At 64.2% G+C, this 16,437-nt stretch carries 19 protein-coding genes and 1 tRNA gene; 8 read left to right on the forward strand and 12 right to left on the reverse strand.

Annotation, left to right across the window (positions count from 1 at the left end):
• Positions 1-498, forward strand: coding sequence for a cupin domain-containing protein (locus AOQ71_RS30160; protein ID WP_057756619.1), 498 nt, complete (start codon positions 1-3; stop codon positions 496-498).
• Positions 499-549: 51 nt separating this feature from the next.
• Here AOQ71_RS30160 and AOQ71_RS30165 read toward each other — a convergent pair whose 3' ends face one another.
• The 3 genes from AOQ71_RS30165 to efp all read right to left on the reverse strand — a co-directional run bounded on the left by AOQ71_RS30165 (position 550) and on the right by efp (position 3,839).
• Positions 550-1,458, reverse strand: a complete 909-nt coding sequence (locus tag AOQ71_RS30165) for an amino acid ABC transporter substrate-binding protein (protein ID WP_057754650.1) — start codon at positions 1,456-1,458, stop codon at positions 550-552.
• Positions 1,459-1,612: 154 nt separating this feature from the next.
• Positions 1,613-3,235, reverse strand: a complete 1,623-nt coding sequence (locus tag AOQ71_RS30170; RefSeq protein WP_057754652.1) for a peptidase M23 — start codon at positions 3,233-3,235, stop codon at positions 1,613-1,615.
• Positions 3,236-3,272: 37 nt separating this feature from the next.
• Positions 3,273-3,839, reverse strand: a complete 567-nt coding sequence (gene efp / locus AOQ71_RS30175; RefSeq protein WP_057754657.1) for an elongation factor P — start codon at positions 3,837-3,839, stop codon at positions 3,273-3,275.
• Between the two features lie 162 nt (positions 3,840-4,001).
• On the opposite strand from efp, the gene epmA reads away from it, so the two are divergent.
• The 3 genes from epmA to AOQ71_RS30190 are packed head-to-tail and all read left to right on the forward strand — an operon-like array spanning position 4,002 to position 6,442.
• Positions 4,002-5,054 (forward strand): EF-P lysine aminoacylase EpmA, encoded by a 1,053-nt coding sequence (gene epmA / locus AOQ71_RS30180; RefSeq protein WP_057754659.1) that lies wholly within the window; start codon positions 4,002-4,004, stop codon positions 5,052-5,054.
• Positions 5,051-6,145 (forward strand): lysine-2,3-aminomutase-like protein, encoded by a 1,095-nt coding sequence (locus AOQ71_RS30185; protein ID WP_057754662.1) that lies wholly within the window; start codon positions 5,051-5,053, stop codon positions 6,143-6,145. The genes epmA and AOQ71_RS30185 overlap by 4 nt, the downstream gene beginning before the upstream one ends.
• A 42-nt stretch (positions 6,146-6,187) precedes the next feature.
• Positions 6,188-6,442, forward strand: a complete 255-nt coding sequence (locus AOQ71_RS30190) for a hypothetical protein (protein WP_057754665.1) — start codon at positions 6,188-6,190, stop codon at positions 6,440-6,442.
• A gap of 54 nt (positions 6,443-6,496) precedes the next feature.
• Here AOQ71_RS30190 and AOQ71_RS30195 read toward each other — a convergent pair whose 3' ends face one another.
• From AOQ71_RS30195 to AOQ71_RS30225, 6 genes are all read right to left on the reverse strand, one after another.
• On the reverse strand, positions 6,497-7,582 hold the full coding sequence (locus AOQ71_RS30195; protein ID WP_057754668.1) for a 3-deoxy-7-phosphoheptulonate synthase: 1,086 nt from the start codon (positions 7,580-7,582) through the stop codon (positions 6,497-6,499).
• A gap of 233 nt (positions 7,583-7,815) precedes the next feature.
• The gene (locus AOQ71_RS30200) at positions 7,816-8,394 is read right to left on the reverse strand and encodes an HdeD family acid-resistance protein (RefSeq protein ID WP_057754671.1); all 579 of its coding nucleotides are present in this window, start codon (positions 8,392-8,394) and stop codon (positions 7,816-7,818) included.
• A 68-nt stretch (positions 8,395-8,462) separates the two neighbouring features.
• Positions 8,463-9,503 (reverse strand): PrsW family intramembrane metalloprotease, encoded by a 1,041-nt coding sequence (locus AOQ71_RS30205; protein ID WP_057754674.1) that lies wholly within the window; start codon positions 9,501-9,503, stop codon positions 8,463-8,465.
• Positions 9,504-10,054: 551 nt separating this feature from the next.
• Positions 10,055-10,312 carry a hypothetical protein gene (locus AOQ71_RS30215; protein WP_057754680.1) on the reverse strand — a complete coding sequence of 86 codons (258 nt, stop codon included), beginning with the start codon at positions 10,310-10,312 and terminating at the stop codon, positions 10,055-10,057.
• A gap of 173 nt (positions 10,313-10,485) precedes the next feature.
• On the reverse strand, positions 10,486-11,112 hold the full coding sequence (locus AOQ71_RS30220; protein ID WP_057754684.1) for a PilZ domain-containing protein: 627 nt from the start codon (positions 11,110-11,112) through the stop codon (positions 10,486-10,488).
• 136 nt (positions 11,113-11,248) lie between these two features.
• Positions 11,249-11,800 (reverse strand): hypothetical protein, encoded by a 552-nt coding sequence (locus tag AOQ71_RS30225; protein WP_245317252.1) that lies wholly within the window; start codon positions 11,798-11,800, stop codon positions 11,249-11,251.
• 433 nt (positions 11,801-12,233) lie between these two features.
• On the opposite strand from AOQ71_RS30225, the gene AOQ71_RS30230 reads away from it, so the two are divergent.
• Positions 12,234-13,679: a glycosyltransferase gene (locus tag AOQ71_RS30230; protein WP_083514598.1), complete on the forward strand. Its 1,446-nt coding sequence runs from the start codon at positions 12,234-12,236 to the stop codon at positions 13,677-13,679.
• 15 nt (positions 13,680-13,694) lie between these two features.
• On the opposite strand, the gene AOQ71_RS30235 is transcribed toward AOQ71_RS30230, so the two are convergent.
• A tRNA-Glu gene (locus AOQ71_RS30235) sits at positions 13,695-13,769 on the reverse strand.
• A gap of 227 nt (positions 13,770-13,996) precedes the next feature.
• Here AOQ71_RS30235 and AOQ71_RS30240 point away from each other — a divergent pair.
• The 3 genes from AOQ71_RS30240 to AOQ71_RS46415 are packed head-to-tail and all read left to right on the forward strand — an operon-like array spanning position 13,997 to position 14,707.
• The gene (locus AOQ71_RS30240) at positions 13,997-14,251 is read left to right on the forward strand and encodes a PilZ domain-containing protein (protein ID WP_057754690.1); all 255 of its coding nucleotides are present in this window, start codon (positions 13,997-13,999) and stop codon (positions 14,249-14,251) included.
• 46 nt (positions 14,252-14,297) lie between these two features.
• Positions 14,298-14,534, forward strand: a complete 237-nt coding sequence (locus AOQ71_RS30245) for a porin (protein ID WP_057756623.1) — start codon at positions 14,298-14,300, stop codon at positions 14,532-14,534.
• Positions 14,535-14,539: 5 nt separating this feature from the next.
• Positions 14,540-14,707, forward strand: a complete 168-nt coding sequence (locus AOQ71_RS46415) for a hypothetical protein (protein ID WP_083514599.1) — start codon at positions 14,540-14,542, stop codon at positions 14,705-14,707.
• 119 nt (positions 14,708-14,826) lie between these two features.
• On the opposite strand, the gene AOQ71_RS30250 is transcribed toward AOQ71_RS46415, so the two are convergent.
• Entirely contained in the window at positions 14,827-15,465 is a 639-nt protein-coding gene (locus AOQ71_RS30250; protein ID WP_057754693.1) for a glutathione S-transferase family protein, read from the reverse strand.
• Positions 15,466-15,933: 468 nt separating this feature from the next.
• The gene (locus tag AOQ71_RS30255) at positions 15,934-16,386 is read right to left on the reverse strand and encodes a VOC family protein (protein WP_057754696.1); all 453 of its coding nucleotides are present in this window, start codon (positions 16,384-16,386) and stop codon (positions 15,934-15,936) included.
• Positions 16,387-16,437 lie beyond the last annotated feature (51 nt).

Raw genomic sequence — 16,437 nt, forward strand, 5'->3', positions numbered from 1 at the left:
ATGACGGCTTTGAGTTTGGCGGCTGCGCCACGTCAATCGCCATCGATGGTTTTGGCCATCGTCGGCGGGCTTGCATGTGCATTTGCGATTGGCAAGACGCTGCCGGTGACGATGGATACGGTCTCAGGCGCGCTTTCGCCGCTCTGTGCGACCGCTGCAGAAAGCTCGCCGCTCGACAAGGTCGAGCCGATCGGCTCCTACGCGCTGCCCAATGTGCCGGGCAAACGCGTCACTATCGTGCGCGTGTTCTACGGCCCCGGCGGGTTTTCGCGGCCGCACCGGCATGCGGGTTCAGTGACCGCTTACATCACCAAGGGCGCGATCCGCTCCCAGCTCGGTGGCGGTCCGGTCGAGACGTTCGGCGTCGGGCAGTCCTTCTTCGAGCCGCCGGGCGCGACGCATCTGGTCTCCGCAAATGCCAGCATCACGGAGCCTGCCGAACTGATCGCCGTGTTCGTGGCGGATGAGGGCGCCGAGCTGACCACGTATCTGGAGTGACCACCGTGGTCCGGATGTCGTTACGCGCCATCCGGGCCGCGCAAATTATCCTCAGCCTCCGTAAGACGCGGGATCCGGATTGTCGGACGGATTTTCGAACGACTTCTTCAGCGAAGCCGGCATCGGGACGTGGAAGTTCAGGCCGCGCGGCGGCACCGGCTCCATGAACCATCTGTTGTAGATCTTTTCGATTTCTGGGCTCTTGTAGAGGTTTGCGGTCGCCCGATCGACCACCGTCTTGAACGGCACGTCATCCTTGCGCAGCATGATGCCATACGGCTCCGGATCGGAGAACGCGCCGTTGCTGATGGCGTAGAGCGACGGGTCTTTCGAAGAGGCGATCATGGCCGCAAGCTGGATATCGTCCATGACGAAAGCCGCGGCGCGGTCGGTCTCGACCATCAGGAACGCCTCGGGGACATCCTTGGCGCTCATGACGGTGATGCCGAGCGAGCGGGCCAGGTTGGCCTTGGTGAGCTGGTTGATGTTGGTCGTGCCGGCGACCGAGACGACGGCCTTGCCCTTGAGATCGTCGACCTGGTCGAGCTTCAGCGCCTTCTTGGACACGAAGCGGCTTGCCGTGAGGAAATGCGTGTTGGTGAACCATACCTGCTTCTGGCGGTCGGCGTTGTTGGTCGTCGAGCCGCATTCGAGATCGACTGTGCCGTTCGCCATCAGCGGGATGCGAGTGGATGAGGTGACGATGCTCTCGTTGACCTCGAGCCTGTCCAGCTTGAGCTCGGTCTTGATCTCGTCGACGATCTTCATGCAGATGTCGACGGCGTAGCCGACGATCTTCTGCTTGTCGTCGATGTAGCTGAAGGGCACGGCGCTGTCGCGTATCCCGAGCGTGATCGCGCCGGTGTCCTTGATCTTCTTCAGCGTGCCGGTCAGCTCCTGCGCGTGTGTCGGCGCAGCGAGAGCAGTGGCCAGAATAGCCACCGTGGTGAGATAACGCATGTGCTTCCCTTCGTCCTGTTTGTCCGGGAGGGAGCAAAGCAATTCTGGGGCCAGTGGAAGGTCTGGCGGTGCGGGGCGGGTCCGAAATCCGATCCGGCGGCCTGGGGCGCTGGCATCGACGGGTCATCAAAGCGCGGCGGCGGGAGCCGGCCGTTCAGTTCTCTTCGCTGCTCGATCCCTCGCGCAGGTCGGGCTTGACGACGTCCTCGGGCAGCGCGTGCGCGACCGGTTGCGGGGTGCCGGCGATCTCCGTGCCGATCTCGCGCCCGCGGGCGCGGATCAGGCGCTCATAGGCCGAGACCAGCGTAACGTAGGGGCTGACCCAGATCCAGCCGTCACGAGTGAACACCTGGACGTCGAAATGCAGGTGCATTGACGTGCCTGCGGGATGATCGAGATAGTTCGAGATCACGCCAATCTTCTCGCCCTCGGCGACGATGCGGCCGTTGAGCACCCCGTCGGCGTTCAACGCCTGCGGATTCATATGCATGTAGCGAAAGCGGATGTGCTCGGTGCGGCTGTTCACTTCGAGCATCGCAGCCTGATCCTTGGAGGTCCGGATCACCATGGCGTCGCGCACGGCAACGACGCCGCGTTGCTTGGGATCGCAGGGCTCGCGGGCATCGCCGGGCGAGGGGCAGTCGGCGGCGCGGATGTCCTCGCCCTGGTGACCGAAGCCGCCGCCGCATTGCCAGACCTCGAAGCTGCGGGACTCGCAGAAATTGTCACGCCAGGGATAGGCGGTCGGGCGGTCATCCTTGTTGCGCTTGGCGTGGGATTGCGAATGCACGTAGGCCGGCGCCTTCTCGAGCGGGAAGCGGATCTGCGCATAGGCCATCACATCAGGGTGGCCGCCCTGTTTGCGATAGCCGGTGTTCGGGATGATGTCGCCGCTGGGTCGGTAGCCGAAATCCGCCGAGCGCGCGGCGGGGCGATCGATCACGTAGGAGGCAACGTCCATCAGCGGCCGCATGCGCTGGCCGCCGGCGACGTGGAGCGCCTTCAGGAAGCGCTCGGCGACCGGATAGGCCTCCTTGCACGCCAGCCGCCGCGGTTTTGCGACGCTGTCGAGGCACTGAATGGACACCACATAGGCCACACCAAACCGCGTGAAGGCGTAGCGCACATAGCCCTCGCGGATGAACTTCCGCAGATCCGGATAGATGGATGCCAGCGGTTTGACCGGCTCGCCCTTGCCGCCGGCGGGATCGGCGATGTCGTAGACGAGCGCGGATCCCGTGATTTGAATCTCGACCGGCTTTGCGAACACGCGGGCCGGCATGCCGTCGCCGGCACCGGGCTCGAGTGAGAACGTTGCGCTGTAACCGGCAGGGCCGGCGTCGAACATGTCGATGGGATTGAAATCGGCCTGGTAGCGCGAAAGCACTGATGTGGCCGGGGCACCGTTGCGTTGGGCCTCGAGATAGGCGGCAGCATCGAACGGCAGCAGCACGGGAACCGAGCTGCGGGCGATGCCGGTGTAGAATTGCGAGGAGATCGCATTGAGCTGCACCAGCGCCGGCATCCCCCGCGGATCAAAACGCGGCACCGACCGACGCGGCACGAAGATGAAATCGCCCGCGATCTGCGGGCGGCTGTTGATCTCGGTGCGGAGCTGGTCCAGCGCTGCGCGCCAATCGACGCGCAGGGCTGTGAGCGAAGGGCTGCGGATCTCGTCCGCAGCGACCGGCGTGGCGGTGAGGAGTGCGAGCGACGCCAGAAACAGCGAGACGAAGCGGAAACTCTTCCCAACCACTGTCTCGCCCCCCGGCGGCACTTGCCCTGATCCCCGATCCCTTGGCCCAGCCCCCGGATTAGTCCTTGGCGCGCTCGGAGTAGGAGCCGTCTTCGGTCATCACCACGATGCGGGTGCCGACCGTGATGTGCGGCGGTACGGTGGTGCGGACGCCGTTGGACAGCACCGCCGGCTTGTACGACGAGGACGCGGTCTGGCCTTTGGTCACGGGCTCCGTGTCCACCACCTCCAGCGTCACGCGCTGCGGCAGCGCGATCGACACCGGGTTGGTGTCGTGCATGGACAGCTTGACGGTCATATCCGGCTGGAGATAGGCGGCGGCATCGCCGACGACGTCCTTGGAAACCTGGACCTGATCGAAGGTCTCGGGGTTCATGAAGTGGAAGCCGTCGCCATCTTCATACAGGAAGGTGTAGTTGCGCTCTTCGATCGTCGCCTTTTCGACCTGATCGGTGGTCTTGTAGCGCTCGGAGATCTTTACCCCGTCCGAGATTCGGCGCATTTCGATCTGGCTGACCGGCGTGCCCTTGCCGGGATGGATGTTCTCGGCGCTCACGACGACATAGAGCTTGCCGTCTTGCTCGATCACGTTGCCCTTGCGAATAGAACTGGCGATGACTCTCAAAGCTGTATTTCCTGCTTGCTTGGCCCGGCTCAGGCCAGGACGTGGTCAAATCGATGGGGGACTTGGGGCCTCAAATCAGACCTCGGCGCCCGTTTCGGGCCGCAACATACTGATTTTGCCGTTGGATGCCAGCACTTTGCTGGTGCAGGGGACGTTCGGTTGATGGCTGGGGACAAGCCGATATCGCCGTTCTGGACCCCCTCGCGGCACCTCGACCGGCGGCCGTTCCTCCAGTCCAGGGCGGCCGTTACCGGATCTGTCAGGGGCTTTTTCGCCGAGCAGGGCTTTGTCGAGGTGGAAACCTCGGTTCTCCAGGTCTCCCCGGGCAATGAGACCCATCTGCACGCCCCCCGGACCGAGATCATCCGCGCCGACGGCAGCCGAGCCAGCCGATACTTGCGGACTTCGCCCGAATTCGCCTGCAAGAAGCTGCTGGCCGCCGGCGAGCAACGGATTTTCGAGTTCGCCCGGGTGTTCCGGGACCGCGAGCGCGGCGACCTGCATCTGCCCGAATTCACCATGCTGGAATGGTACCGGGCGGGGGCCCCCTACGATGCTATCATGGCGGACACGGTGGTCGTGATCGCCAGTGCGGCCCAGGCGACCGGAATCGGGACCTTCGCCTTCCGGGGCCACACCTCCGACCCATTCGCCGAGCCGGAGCTGTTGACAGTTGCCGGCGCGTTCGAGCGTTTCGCTGGAATCGACCTGCTATCGACAATCTCGGGTAACAGCGGTAACCGGTCCGCGCTCGCTCAAGCGGCCGACGGCAAGGTCCGGGTCGCCGAGGACGACACCTGGTCGGACATCTTCAGCAAGGTCCTGGTTGAACATGTCGAGCCGCATCTGGGGCAGGAGCGTTTGACCATTCTGTTCGAATACCCGTCTCCAGAGGCGGCGCTGGCGCGGGTGAAGACTGACGACCCACGGGTCGCAGAACGGTTCGAGGTCTATGCCTGCGGCGTCGAGCTCGCCAACGGCTTTGGCGAATTGACCGACGCTGAAGAGCAGCGCAAGCGCTTCACGGAGTCGATGGCAGAGAAGCAGCGACGCTATGGCGAGGCCTATCCGCTGGACGAGGACTTTTTGGCCGCTGTCGCCCAAATGCCTGACGCCAGCGGCGTCGCGCTCGGCTTCGACCGGCTGGTGATGCTGGCAAGCGGCGCAACACGGATTGATCAGGTGGTATGGACACCGCCTGCGGATGAGAGATGACCAAGACCAATCTTGCAAAGACATTGCGCGAGCCGGCCGAGCTCGTGGCTGCGGACCTCGCCCCTGTCACGGCGCTGCCCGCGCTGGAACGCGTGGCCGCGCGTTATGCAGTTGCGATCACGCCGGCGCTGGTCGATCTGATCGACCCCGCCGATCCCGATGACCCGATCGCGCGCCAGTTCGTTCCCGCCGCTGCGGAGCTCCAGATGCAGCCGGGTGAGAATGCCGATCCGATCGGCGATCACCCGCATTCGCCCGTATCGGGCATCGTGCACCGTTATCCCGATCGCGTGCTGTTCAAGCTCGTCCATGTCTGCGCGGTCTACTGCCGCTTCTGCTTCCGCCGCGAGATGGTCGGCCCCGGCAAGGAGAACGCACTCTCGGACAGCGCCTATCGCGCGGCGATCGACTACATTCGTGCGCACAGCGAGATCTGGGAGGTGATCCTGACCGGCGGCGACCCCCTGATGCTGTCGCCGCGTCGCATGAGCGAGATCATGGCCGATCTTGCTGCAATCGATCACGTCAAGATCATCCGCCTTCACACCCGCGTGCCCGTGGCCGACCCTGCGCGTATCAGCGAGGACATGGTCGCAGCACTCAAGGTCGAGGGCGCGACCACATGGGTCGCGCTGCATGCCAACCATGCACGCGAGCTGACGGATACGGCCCGCGCCGCCTGCGCGCGGCTGGTCGATGCCGGGATTCCCATGGTGAGCCAGTCCGTGCTTTTGCGCGGCGTCAATGACAACGTCGCCGCTTTGTCGGATTTGATGCGGGCCTTCGTCGAATGCCGGATCAAGCCCTACTATCTGCATCACGGCGATCTCGCGCCGGGCACGGCGCATCTTCGGACAACGCTGGCGCAAGGGCAGGACTTGATGCGGCAGCTGCGTGGACGGGTGTCAGGACTGTGTCAGCCCGAATACGTGATCGACATTCCCGGCGGCGTCGGCAAATCACCGATCGGGCCGAATTATGTGTTGGCGGCACAAAATACCGCAGTCGATGCTGGTGATGCGAGGACGGAAACGCGCTATCGTATCGTCGACTATTGCGGCGATGTTCATCTCTATCCGCCCGAAGCGTGAACGGGTCAGGGGGACGGCGGTTTGAGGAATGGAGGTACGGATATGAAGAAGATCATGGTGGCGGCATCGCTCGTGGTCTTGCTTGGCGGAGCGGCGATTGCCCAACCCGCCGCCAAGGGATCGACGTCAGGTGGCGCAAGCTCGGGATCGGTGCCGCAGGCGCCCGTCGGCCATCGACAGCCCCGTGCCGGCGACGTTCCGAACGAGAAGAATATCAGCAGCGATCCCAACGATCCCCTGAGCAAGGAAAACCTGGCACTCGACAAGAAGATCAAGAGCATCTGCCGCGGCTGCTAGCAACAAGAGCGGGCAGGGCGCGAGCAGCGTCGCCCCGCCCGCGTTGGTCCCTGATTACGCGGAGCGCTCGTGCAGTCCGGCGCGCGCAGTGTTGCGGCGGATTTCGACCGCATCAGCGAGCTGCTCGAGCACGGTGGCCGTTGTCGCCCAATCAATGCAGCCGTCGGTAATGCTCTGGCCGTACACGAGCGGCTTGCCCGGTACCACATCCTGACGGCCCGCGACGAGATTGCTCTCGATCATCACGCCCATGATGCGATTCTCGCCGCCCGAGATTTGGCCCGCGATGTCGGCCATGACCAGCGGCTGGTTTTCCGGCTTCTTGCTCGAATTGGCGTGGCTGGCATCCACCATCACCAGCGGCGCGACGCCTGATTTTGAAAGTTCGTTGCACGCTGCCGCGACGCCTGCCGCGTCGTAGTTCGGCTTGGCGCCGCCACGCAGGATGATGTGGCAGTCCTCGTTGCCCGCGGTCGAGGCGATCGCCGAACGGCCGAGCTTCGTCACCGCCATGAAGTGATGCGGATGCGAGGCCGACTTCACCGCGTCCGCCGCGATGCGCACGTTGCCATCGGTACCGTTCTTGAACCCGACCGGGCAGGACAGACCCGAGGCCAGCTCGCGATGGATCTGGCTTTCGGTCGTGCGCGCGCCGATCGCAGCCCAGGAGACGAGGTCGGCGATGTATTGCGGCGTCGTCATGTCCAAAAATTCCGTGCCGGCGGGGAGGCCGAGATTGTTGACGGCCGAGAGCACGTTGCGCGCGAGGCGCAGGCCCTTGTTGATGTCGAAGCTGCCGTCGAGATCGGGGTCGTTGATCAGGCCCTTCCAGCCGACTGTCGTCCGCGGCTTCTCGAAATAGACCCGCATCACGATCTCGAGCTGGTCGGCGAGGTCTTCGCGCAGCTTAGCGAGGCGCTCGGCGTAGTCGAGCGCGGCCCTGGGATCGTGCACCGAGCAGGGACCGACGACGACCAGCAGCCGGTCGTCCTGGCCGCCCAGGATGGCGTGGATGGCGTTGCGCGCAGCCATGACCACACGCGTGGCTGTGAGGGTGCGCGGAACCTCCCGCATCACGTCCTCGGGCGTGCTCAGCTCTTTCAGTTCGCGGATACGAAGATCGTCGGTCGTGCTCAGCACGGCGGGCTCCTGTCTGTTTCGAGAACCTGCCGGCCAATAAAAAAGCCGCCAGGCCTGGCGGCTGTTCGGACTTTTGCTTCAATACCTTAGATTGAGCGCGATCCTCCTGCCGCCAGCAAGCTGTCGTAGCTAAAGTACCAAAAATAGCTGGTGGCGACGGTGATCATGGCCGGTCATATAGCGCGCCGCCAGCGGGTTGTCACCCCCCAATCGGCGCGCATGCGCCAGGTGCCTCAGCTGCTGCTCTTGCGCGCCGCCAGCGCCATGCCGATCAGGGTGGCGCCGCCGAACAAAAGATTGATGCCGACGAGCACGCCGATGGCCCATTCCGCCGAGCTAGGCAGTCCCGTGATCACCATGAACGCGATCGCGATGTCGACCAGGCCCGAGATCAGCAGCCACGACCAGCGCCCGCTCAGCTCGCGGCGGTGCTCCAGGGCGTACATGATGGTGGTGACGCCCTCGGCGAGGAAATAGGCGCCGAGCACGATGGTCAACGTCAGCACGGCCTGCATCGGGCGCGCCAGCAGTAACATGCCGGCAAGTACGGCGAGCGCCGCAGAGATCAGCGACCACCAGAAGCCCGGCGTGGCGCGCGCCCAATAGGTCGCGATCAATCCGCCGATGCCGCTGATCAGGAACATCCAGCCGAGGAAGATCGTGACGGCGAGGCTCGCGAGCGGTGGCAGGATCAGCGCGGCAATGCCGAGCACGGCGAGCAAAATGCCTTCGAACAGAAAGGCCTTCCAATGCGCCTTGACCGCCTTGCTCATCGCAGATTGCAGCCGTGAAAATTCCTCAGGCGATGTCATCGGTAAGCTCCAGATCGAAGATGTACATTCAATCTAGTACGCATACACGACGCTTGCCATGCGGTGGATCAACCGCCGCCGTGCGCTGACGAAAAACCTTCGCCAGTTGTGCGGATGCGGTTGCGGCCGAGCACGTAGATCGCGGTCGTAACGACCAACAGCGCAAGGCCGAGCAGAATCGAGACGAAGCCGATCGGGATCAGTGCCAGCGTCAAATTGCGCTCGGGGTTGATGAGCCAGTGGTGGATCGAGGTCAGCACGAAGGCGAGGCCGAGGAAGCCGCCGCCGCCGCCCGCCAGCCACAGCGCCCACATCCGGCGCAGCTGGCTGAGACGTTCCCGCGCGATATCGGTGCGGGGCGCGTGATGGCGTGCGACGCGGCGCACCAGACGCATGGCGAAGGCAATCGAGCTGAAGCCGATCAGCAGGCTCGCGCCGCCGAGCCACATTCGCAAGGTAGGATCGAGGTCCGGCATGCGTTGGAGCGTGAGCAGCGGGAAGTCGAAGGCCGAATGCAGTGCCAGCGGGCCGGCGAAGATCAGCAGGCGGCTGGAGAGGCGGGCCCAGTCGCGGTGATGGCGGTTCGCGCCCAGTGCCGTGCCGGCACGCGCGATCGTCAGGTAAGCGCCAGCGATGATGCCGAGTGCGCCATGGAACGGGACGGTGAGCACGCTGCGCAGCGCCGCCAGCGATCGCCACATCTCGGCGTGCTGGACCAGATAAGCGAGGTTTTCGTACGCCGCGAAACCGAGGCCGACGGCGGCGCCGTAAACCACGGTATCCATGGGATTGGCGAAGGTCCGCCGCTTGGTCGAGGAGACCAGCACGATCGCGATCACCTTCACCGCCTCCTCGGGCAGCGCGACGCCGAAGACCGAATGCATGGCAAGCTCCGCCCAGGGATTTTCGGGCGCGGCGACCATCTTGGCGAACGGGGCCCGGGCGAGGCCGAGAAGCGAAATGCTGGCTGCGCCAAGCAGGAATGCCGTCCAGACCTGGGCTGGCGGTCCGGGACGTTCCTCAGCCGCAATCACAAGCCACAGCATCAGCAGTGCTGGGGCGACGGCCGCCGTTCCGATGACGGTGGGTAACGCTTCAATCAGGTACATCGGCGTCGAAATAGGTTCCCTTGGCCGGCTTATCCACTCGCAGCAGTGCGACCATCTGTCATGCACCGGCTATCGCGTCGCTTAACAAGCGTGACAGCTGGCGTTCATCAGGGCCCTACGTGTTAGAATACCAGTGCGATCAACTGCATGACACGACCGCCTTATCGTCCTTGGTAACCGTCCCCCGGTTGCGCTTGGACTGGAATTGCTAAGTTGGATCAAGGTGGTGTGCCAGTTTCTTCACGATGCACGTCTGCGGGCTTCGAGTCCAGAGGCGAGCGTGAAGTCTCGCCCGGACAGCGCGAGTCCCTAGTCGCGCTTGGTTACACGTTGGCGCGGCGGTGACGCAATTCGGCGGGCTCGGATCTGCTCCAACTCCCAAAGGGCGCGTACGAGGCACGTGCCGAGACAGGAGACGAGAAGGAACAGCAGGAAGGCCTGGTCGACGGCTGGGATCTGCATCATGGCAAATATTAAGCAATGCGCATGCCATGCGTTCCCGTTCTCGCCTGCGCCGAGCGCATAGACGACCACGCCGCCGCTTGCGGCGCTCAATGCGTGGTGAACGGCGATGGGGCGTCGGGCGCGACGTCGAAGGCGCCGAGATGGAATTCCCCGGCGATGGTCTGGTCCAACTCGGAAGCGTTTGCGAGCAGCGTGAATGCGGCTTGCGGGTATTGCTTCCAGATATCCAGATCGCCGGCCGTGATCGTCAGCCAGCCGAATGTGTACATGTAGCGTCCAGGCTCGGTCACCCGGCCGACCCGGTCCCAAGTGATCTTGTCAACTGTGATCCTGTCGACTGCCATCCGGTCCCCCGATCGCAAGTCTGCAAATGACGGTCCGGTGCGCCGGACCGTCGAAGGCTGATCCTGCATTGGGGCCGGGATAGGGCAGCGATGCTTGGGCAAGTCGCTTGGGCAAGTCGCTTGGGCAAGTCGCTTGGGCAAGTCGGTTGACCGCAGGAGGCTGAGCTTCGGCGTCAAGCCGGCTGCGGCGCGGCCTGCCGCACAAGCAAGCGGACGAGGTGGTCGCGCTGTTGCTTCTCGGCGAACTTCACCGCAAAGCCATTGTCGAACTTGCGGATGACGCGCCCGACGCAGGCGCCGACTGCAAGCGGGGTACCTATCGTCGGGTCATATTCGCAGGAGATGGCGACGCCGGCGGTGGAGACGTCGATGATGAAGCAGGAATGACCGCTGCCGTCGGCCAGCGTCAGAGTGGTGTGGGAGGCCTGCGGAACGAAGCGCGCCTCGCGCCGCAGCTCCCGGACGCTCTCATCCCTCTGCTTTTTCTCGAGCCAGGTCAGCTTTTCCGACATCCAGGCGCGACGCGCCCGCGTCATCTCGAGCTCCATCAGGAAGCCCGACTTCAGCGTTGCGCTGATGGTGCCCTGGAATTCGCCGAAATCCTGGAAGTAGGAGGTCACGCGCTCGCCGATCTTGCCGACGACCGGCACGTCCACGATCATGCGGAATGGCGAGACACGCTTGGTGCGGCAGGCGAAGTTTCGCAACTTGCCCTCGCAATCGTACCAGCGTGGCAGCGAATAGCTGCCGTCCACCGTCACTTCCACTGCACGCTGCCTGAGGAACTCTGCGACGGACATGGGCGCTCAAATTGTGTTTCGGATTGTTTCCGTACTTCCACGGTAGCAATCGAATTCTAAGCAAATGATACCGGAGCTCAGGAGCAGGGGTAAATTTCCGGTAAACGGGCGGCCTCGCCCGGACCGGACCAGGTCTTCAAACGGCGCCGAGCAGCACCACCAGCAGCAACGCACCGATGGCGATCACGAATTTGATGGTCGTAACAGTCAGGCCGTCGAGCCCGACCTCCCATCCGAACCGCAGCCGAGCACGTCGCATCGCAAGCGATCCGAGGGCTTCGACCACGGAGAGCGCCAGGGCGATGCCGGCGATGTTGGCCCACGACTGCGACGCCGGCAGGAGCGGCGCAAGCCAGACCGGGGCGGAAGTTCGCAAGCACGCGAGCAGGGCGATCCATCCGAACCACGACGCGAACGCTTTGATGAGGTCGGGCCCGACCGTATCGGGCTCGAACCGGACGCCGACCGCCGCGAAGGCGCCTTCGATGCGCGCATCGTCGGCCAGGAACAGAAACGCGCCGAGATAGAGGGGAATGCGCGACATGCACAGAATGGCGATCGCGCCGAACAGGACGATATAGCCGAACAGATCGCCGAGGATGTCCAGGCCGCTCTTTCGTGCCGGCACCGGTGCGACAGCGGGCTGATGCTGGGGCACCGATCTGGCGCGCGCCATGTGCTCCAGCATCTTGGCGCGCCGGTCGGGCGAATAGGACGTCGCACGATGCATCCAAGTGGGAGGCGCGCTCGTCGCCGACGGGACGCCCGACTGGTCGTTCTTGGTGGATTTGCGCTGCTCCATGGGCCGAACCGATCTTGCCGTCCGTGACGCCATCGCGGCGGGCGGGGCGGTTTCCTTCCGACGTTGGTCGGAGGTGAAGGGCGGGGAGGTTCAAGCCTGGATGGCGGATTTCGAGGGGCCCGAGGCCCGATCTCGCGTCGTCGCTCGCCGACCATCTTCCTGTTGATCTCGTCTCCCAGTTGCGCTTGTGTACCGCGAGGTCTGGGGGGACCATGTTGATGGCTATTTTCATGGCTGCGTCGTCTTGCGCAGCGGCATTTGGTTTCGCGATTGGTTTCAGTTCGAGCGGGCTCAACCAGGCCTGTGTCTTGCATTGGACATGACCGTGACGTCCGGCTGCCTGTCGCCGCGGAAAGCGGGCATTCTCGATCACGCTGAGCGCATTGCTACGGATCGCGTGGCATGGCGGGAAAAGAACAGCTTTTTCCACCACGAGGATGAGCGCTATCTCCAGTTTCTGATCCCGGCCGGCACTCGCGTGCTCGACATCGGCTGCGGCGTCGGTGATACGCTTGCGAGCCTCGCGCCGTCATATGGCGTTGGAATCGATTTCTGTCGCAAGCAAATTGCGATCGCGCGGCAGCGCCATCCTGATCTCATTTTCGTCGATGGCGATGCCGAGGACCCGGTGACGCTCGAGGCGCTGCAGGGCCCGTTCGACTACATCCTCGTCCTCGATACGATCGGCTCGCTTGAGGATTGCCAGAAATTCATCGCCCAGCTCCATCCGCTCTGCACCCGGGATACGCGGCTGGTGATCGGCTACTTCTCCCATCTCTGGTACCCGGTGCTCAAATTCGCCGAATTCGTCGGCCTGCGGATGCCGCATCCCGAGCAGAACGTGCTGTCGCCGCCTGATTTGCGCAGCCTTGCCAGGCTTGCGGATTTCGATCCGGTGAAGTGGGAGCAGCGGGTGCTCTTACCGGTCCGGATGTTCGGGCTCGGACGCCTTCTCAATCGTTTCGTCAGCGTGTTGCCGGGGATCCGCCAGTTGGCATTGCGGCACTATCTGGTGGCGCGCTCCAGCCTCAAGGCGAGGGAAGAATTCGCCTCGGCCACCGTCGTCGTCCCGGCGCGCAACGAGCGCGGCAATATCGAGCCTGCGGTCCAACGCATTCCCGATTTTTGCAACGATATCGAGATCATCTTCGTCGAAGGCCACAGCCAGGACGGTACCTTCGAGGAGATGGAGCGGGTCAAACAGGCCTACCCGTCCAAGGACATCAAGGTGATGCGTCAGCCCGGCAAAGGCAAGGCCGACGCCGTCTTCACCGCCTTCGATGCTGCGCGCGGCGACGTGCTGGTGATCCTCGATGCCGACCTGACCATGCCGCCGGAGCAGATTCCGAAATTCGCCGAGGCGTTGCTGTCGGGCAAGGGCGAATTCATCAACGGATCGCGCCTGGTCTACCCCATGGATGACGGCGCGATGCGCTTCCTCAACCTGATCGCCAACAAGATCTTTTCGTATCTGTTCTCCTGGCTGCTCAATCAGCGCTACACGGACACGCTGTGCGGCACCAAGGTTCTGCGCCGCAGCGACTATCAGCGCTTGAAGGCCGGCAAGGCCTATTTCGGCGATTTCGATCCGTTCGGCGATTTCGACCTGATCTTCGGCGCCTCGAAGCTCAATCTGAAATCGGTGGATCTGCCGATCCGCTACGCCGCGCGCACCTATGGCGAGACCCAGATCTCGAGGTTTCGACATGGCTGGATGTTGCTGAAGATGGTGGCTTTCGCCTTCCTCAAGATCAAGGCGATCTAGGTCGGGCCGGCTGCGTGGCGCTCCCTAGCGGAATCGAACCGCTCTCTCCACCGTGAAAGGGTGGCGTCCTAACCGATAGACGAAGGGAGCAAACGCAAGGCCACGCCGCTGATGGCGACAGGCCCGCTGGCCGTCCGAGTCGTGCCCGGCGGCTTGCAGCGGGCGAACGTATAGTGGCCTTTGCGGCCGCGGGCAAGCCGTTCCGGCAGGCTCTTTGGCCGGCGGTGGATAGAACGCCCCGGGCTGGTTCGGGCCGCGATTTCAACGGTTTCTTAGGGTTCCTTGCGCTAGCGCTGACGCGGGAGATATTTTTGCCGATGCCTCAGCCCAAGAAGCGCGCAGCCCGCAAGCTGCTGTCGCAGCACGCCTGGATCACGCTGGACGGCGGATTCGCGGCGCGGCATTGCCTGGTCCGGGACATCTCGCCCTCGGGCGCCAGGATCACGCTGGACGAGGATGCCAGCCAGCTTCCGGGCGTGATCCGGATGGCCTTTGCGCGGGACGCGCGGACCGGGCGCAGCTGCCAGGTGGTCTGGCGCCGCGGCAAGTCGGCCGGCGTCAGGTTCCTCTGACCGCCGCCGGATGGCGCCAGGTAGCGCGCCACGCTACAAGGGCCGCATGCGTGCTCTCCTCATCCTCGCCTCGCTCGCGATGACCCAAGCCGCCGGCGCCGAGACCCTGCGCCTGCCGCCGACCGACCAGGCGCAGTCCGCCAAGACCCTGCCGCTCAAGGGCACAAGCGGGACGGCGAAGGCCAATGCCTGCGCCGCCTATGGCCAGGGCTTCACCATGGTCGAGGGCACCTGCGTGAAGATCGGCGGGGCGGTCCGCCTCGACACCACGGTCAGGCACTGAGGTCGATGTCACCGGATCTGGTGCGGCTCGATCTTCTGGTGCCCGTGTTGATGTATTGCGCGCTGCTGTGGTGGGTCGGCCGCGGGTTGTCCTGGACCGCAAGGATAGCCACGGTGGTGGTGACGCTGGCGCTGATCGCCATCGTCGTGACCGTCGAGCGCACCTGGCACTAGGCCTTCAAACCAAAACGCGAAAACAACCCCATGCACAGTAGGCGCTAGGTGCGGGCCATTTTGCGCGCTCACGGCGATTCATCGTGCTCTCGCCAAGCCTTAAGCCGCGCCAGCGCGGCTCACGACATCGGCGGGGCCACATGCTCGGCAAATCCGGGCCGCTTGCCGAGCCCGGCGAGCCACCGCGTCAGGTTCGGCTGCGCCGGACGGGTGATGCCCTCGACCCCGAGCCAGCGCCGCGCATAGGCGCCCACGGCGATATCGGCGAGCGTGAAGGCGTCGCCCTCCATGTAGGGCCGGCTCGCCAGGAGCTGATCGGCGATCGCCCAGACCTCGGCGGCGGCATCGGCATCCTTCTGCACCTGGATCATGTCGCGCTCGGCGGGCGGCGTGCGCACGATGCCCCAGAACACCGGGCGGTCGACCGGCTGCACCGTCGACAGCGTCCAGTCGAGCCAGCGGTCGACGCCGGCGCGCAGCTTCGGCGCCTCCGGATAGACAGGCGTGCCGCGCCCATGCGCCATGCAGAGATAGCGCATGATCGAATTGGACTCCCACAGCGAGAAGTCACCCTCGACCAGCGTCGGCACCCGCGCATTGGGGTTCATGGCGAGATATTCGGGCTCGCGGGTCTTGCCGTAGGCCATGCCGGCATCGATGCGCTGATAGGGCAGCGCGAGCTCCGTCAGGCACCACAGCACCTTCTGCACGTTGACCGAATTGGCGCGGCCCCAGATCGTCAGCTGTGTGTCCGGCATCGAGCGTCTCCCGCGGCATGATGATTGTCGTAGCCCGGATGGAGCGTAGCGAAATCCGGGACCGCCGCCGCGGAAAGCGCCCCGGATTACGCTTGCGCTCCATCCGGGCTACGAGTTCTGCGGGTGATAGCCGAAATCGCCGCACGCAGCGACGCCGATTGCCGCGCGCCCCTCATGCAAAAAGCTCCGCTCGGCCGAGCGGAGCTTTCATTGCGGGGTGCCGAATGCGACATCAGCAAGATGCGTTTGCGCCGGAGCGACAAACGCTAAACGCGTTTGCGCTGGAGCGACAAACGCTAAACGCGTTTGCGCTGATATCAACGGCCGAAAAACAGCCACAACAGAATGATCACCGGGATCGGCACACCCAGCAGCCACAGCAAAATTCCGCGTCCCATTGCGTTCTCCTCCATTGCATTGTCGTAGGGGTGAACGCTAGGGAGCGGCCGTGGTTCCTGCTGGCAGGGCCTACCAGTGCCCGGTGTTCGGCATTGAAACCCAGGGCTCGGCGGGCGCCTTCGGCTCGCCCTTCTGCAGCAGCTCGATCGAGTGCAGATCGGGCGAGCGGACGAAGGCCATGTTGCCGTCGCGCGGCGGCCGGTTGATGGTGACGCCGGCCTTCTGCAGCTTCTCGCAGGTGGCGTAGATGTCGTCGACCTCATAGGCGAGATGGCCGAAGAAGCGGTCCTCGCCATACTTCTCCTCGTCCCAATTGTAAGTGAGCTCGACCAGCGGCGCGCCGCGCGTCGGCGGCTGCTTTTTCAGTGCCTCGAGATCGTCAGGCGCGCACAGGAACACCAGTGTGAACCGCCCCTTCTCGTTGTCGATCCGCCGCACCTCCTTCAGCCCCAGCGCATCCTGGTAAAACTTCAGCGCGACATCGAGATTGCGCACGCGCAGCATGGTGTGGAGATAACGCATGGTTGTTGCTCCCTTTGGGTCGGAGGGTTTTGCTTTGGGCCGGAACGGCGG

The organism is Bradyrhizobium manausense (assembly GCF_001440035.1).
Lineage (GTDB): Bacteria > Pseudomonadota > Alphaproteobacteria > Rhizobiales > Xanthobacteraceae > Bradyrhizobium > Bradyrhizobium manausense.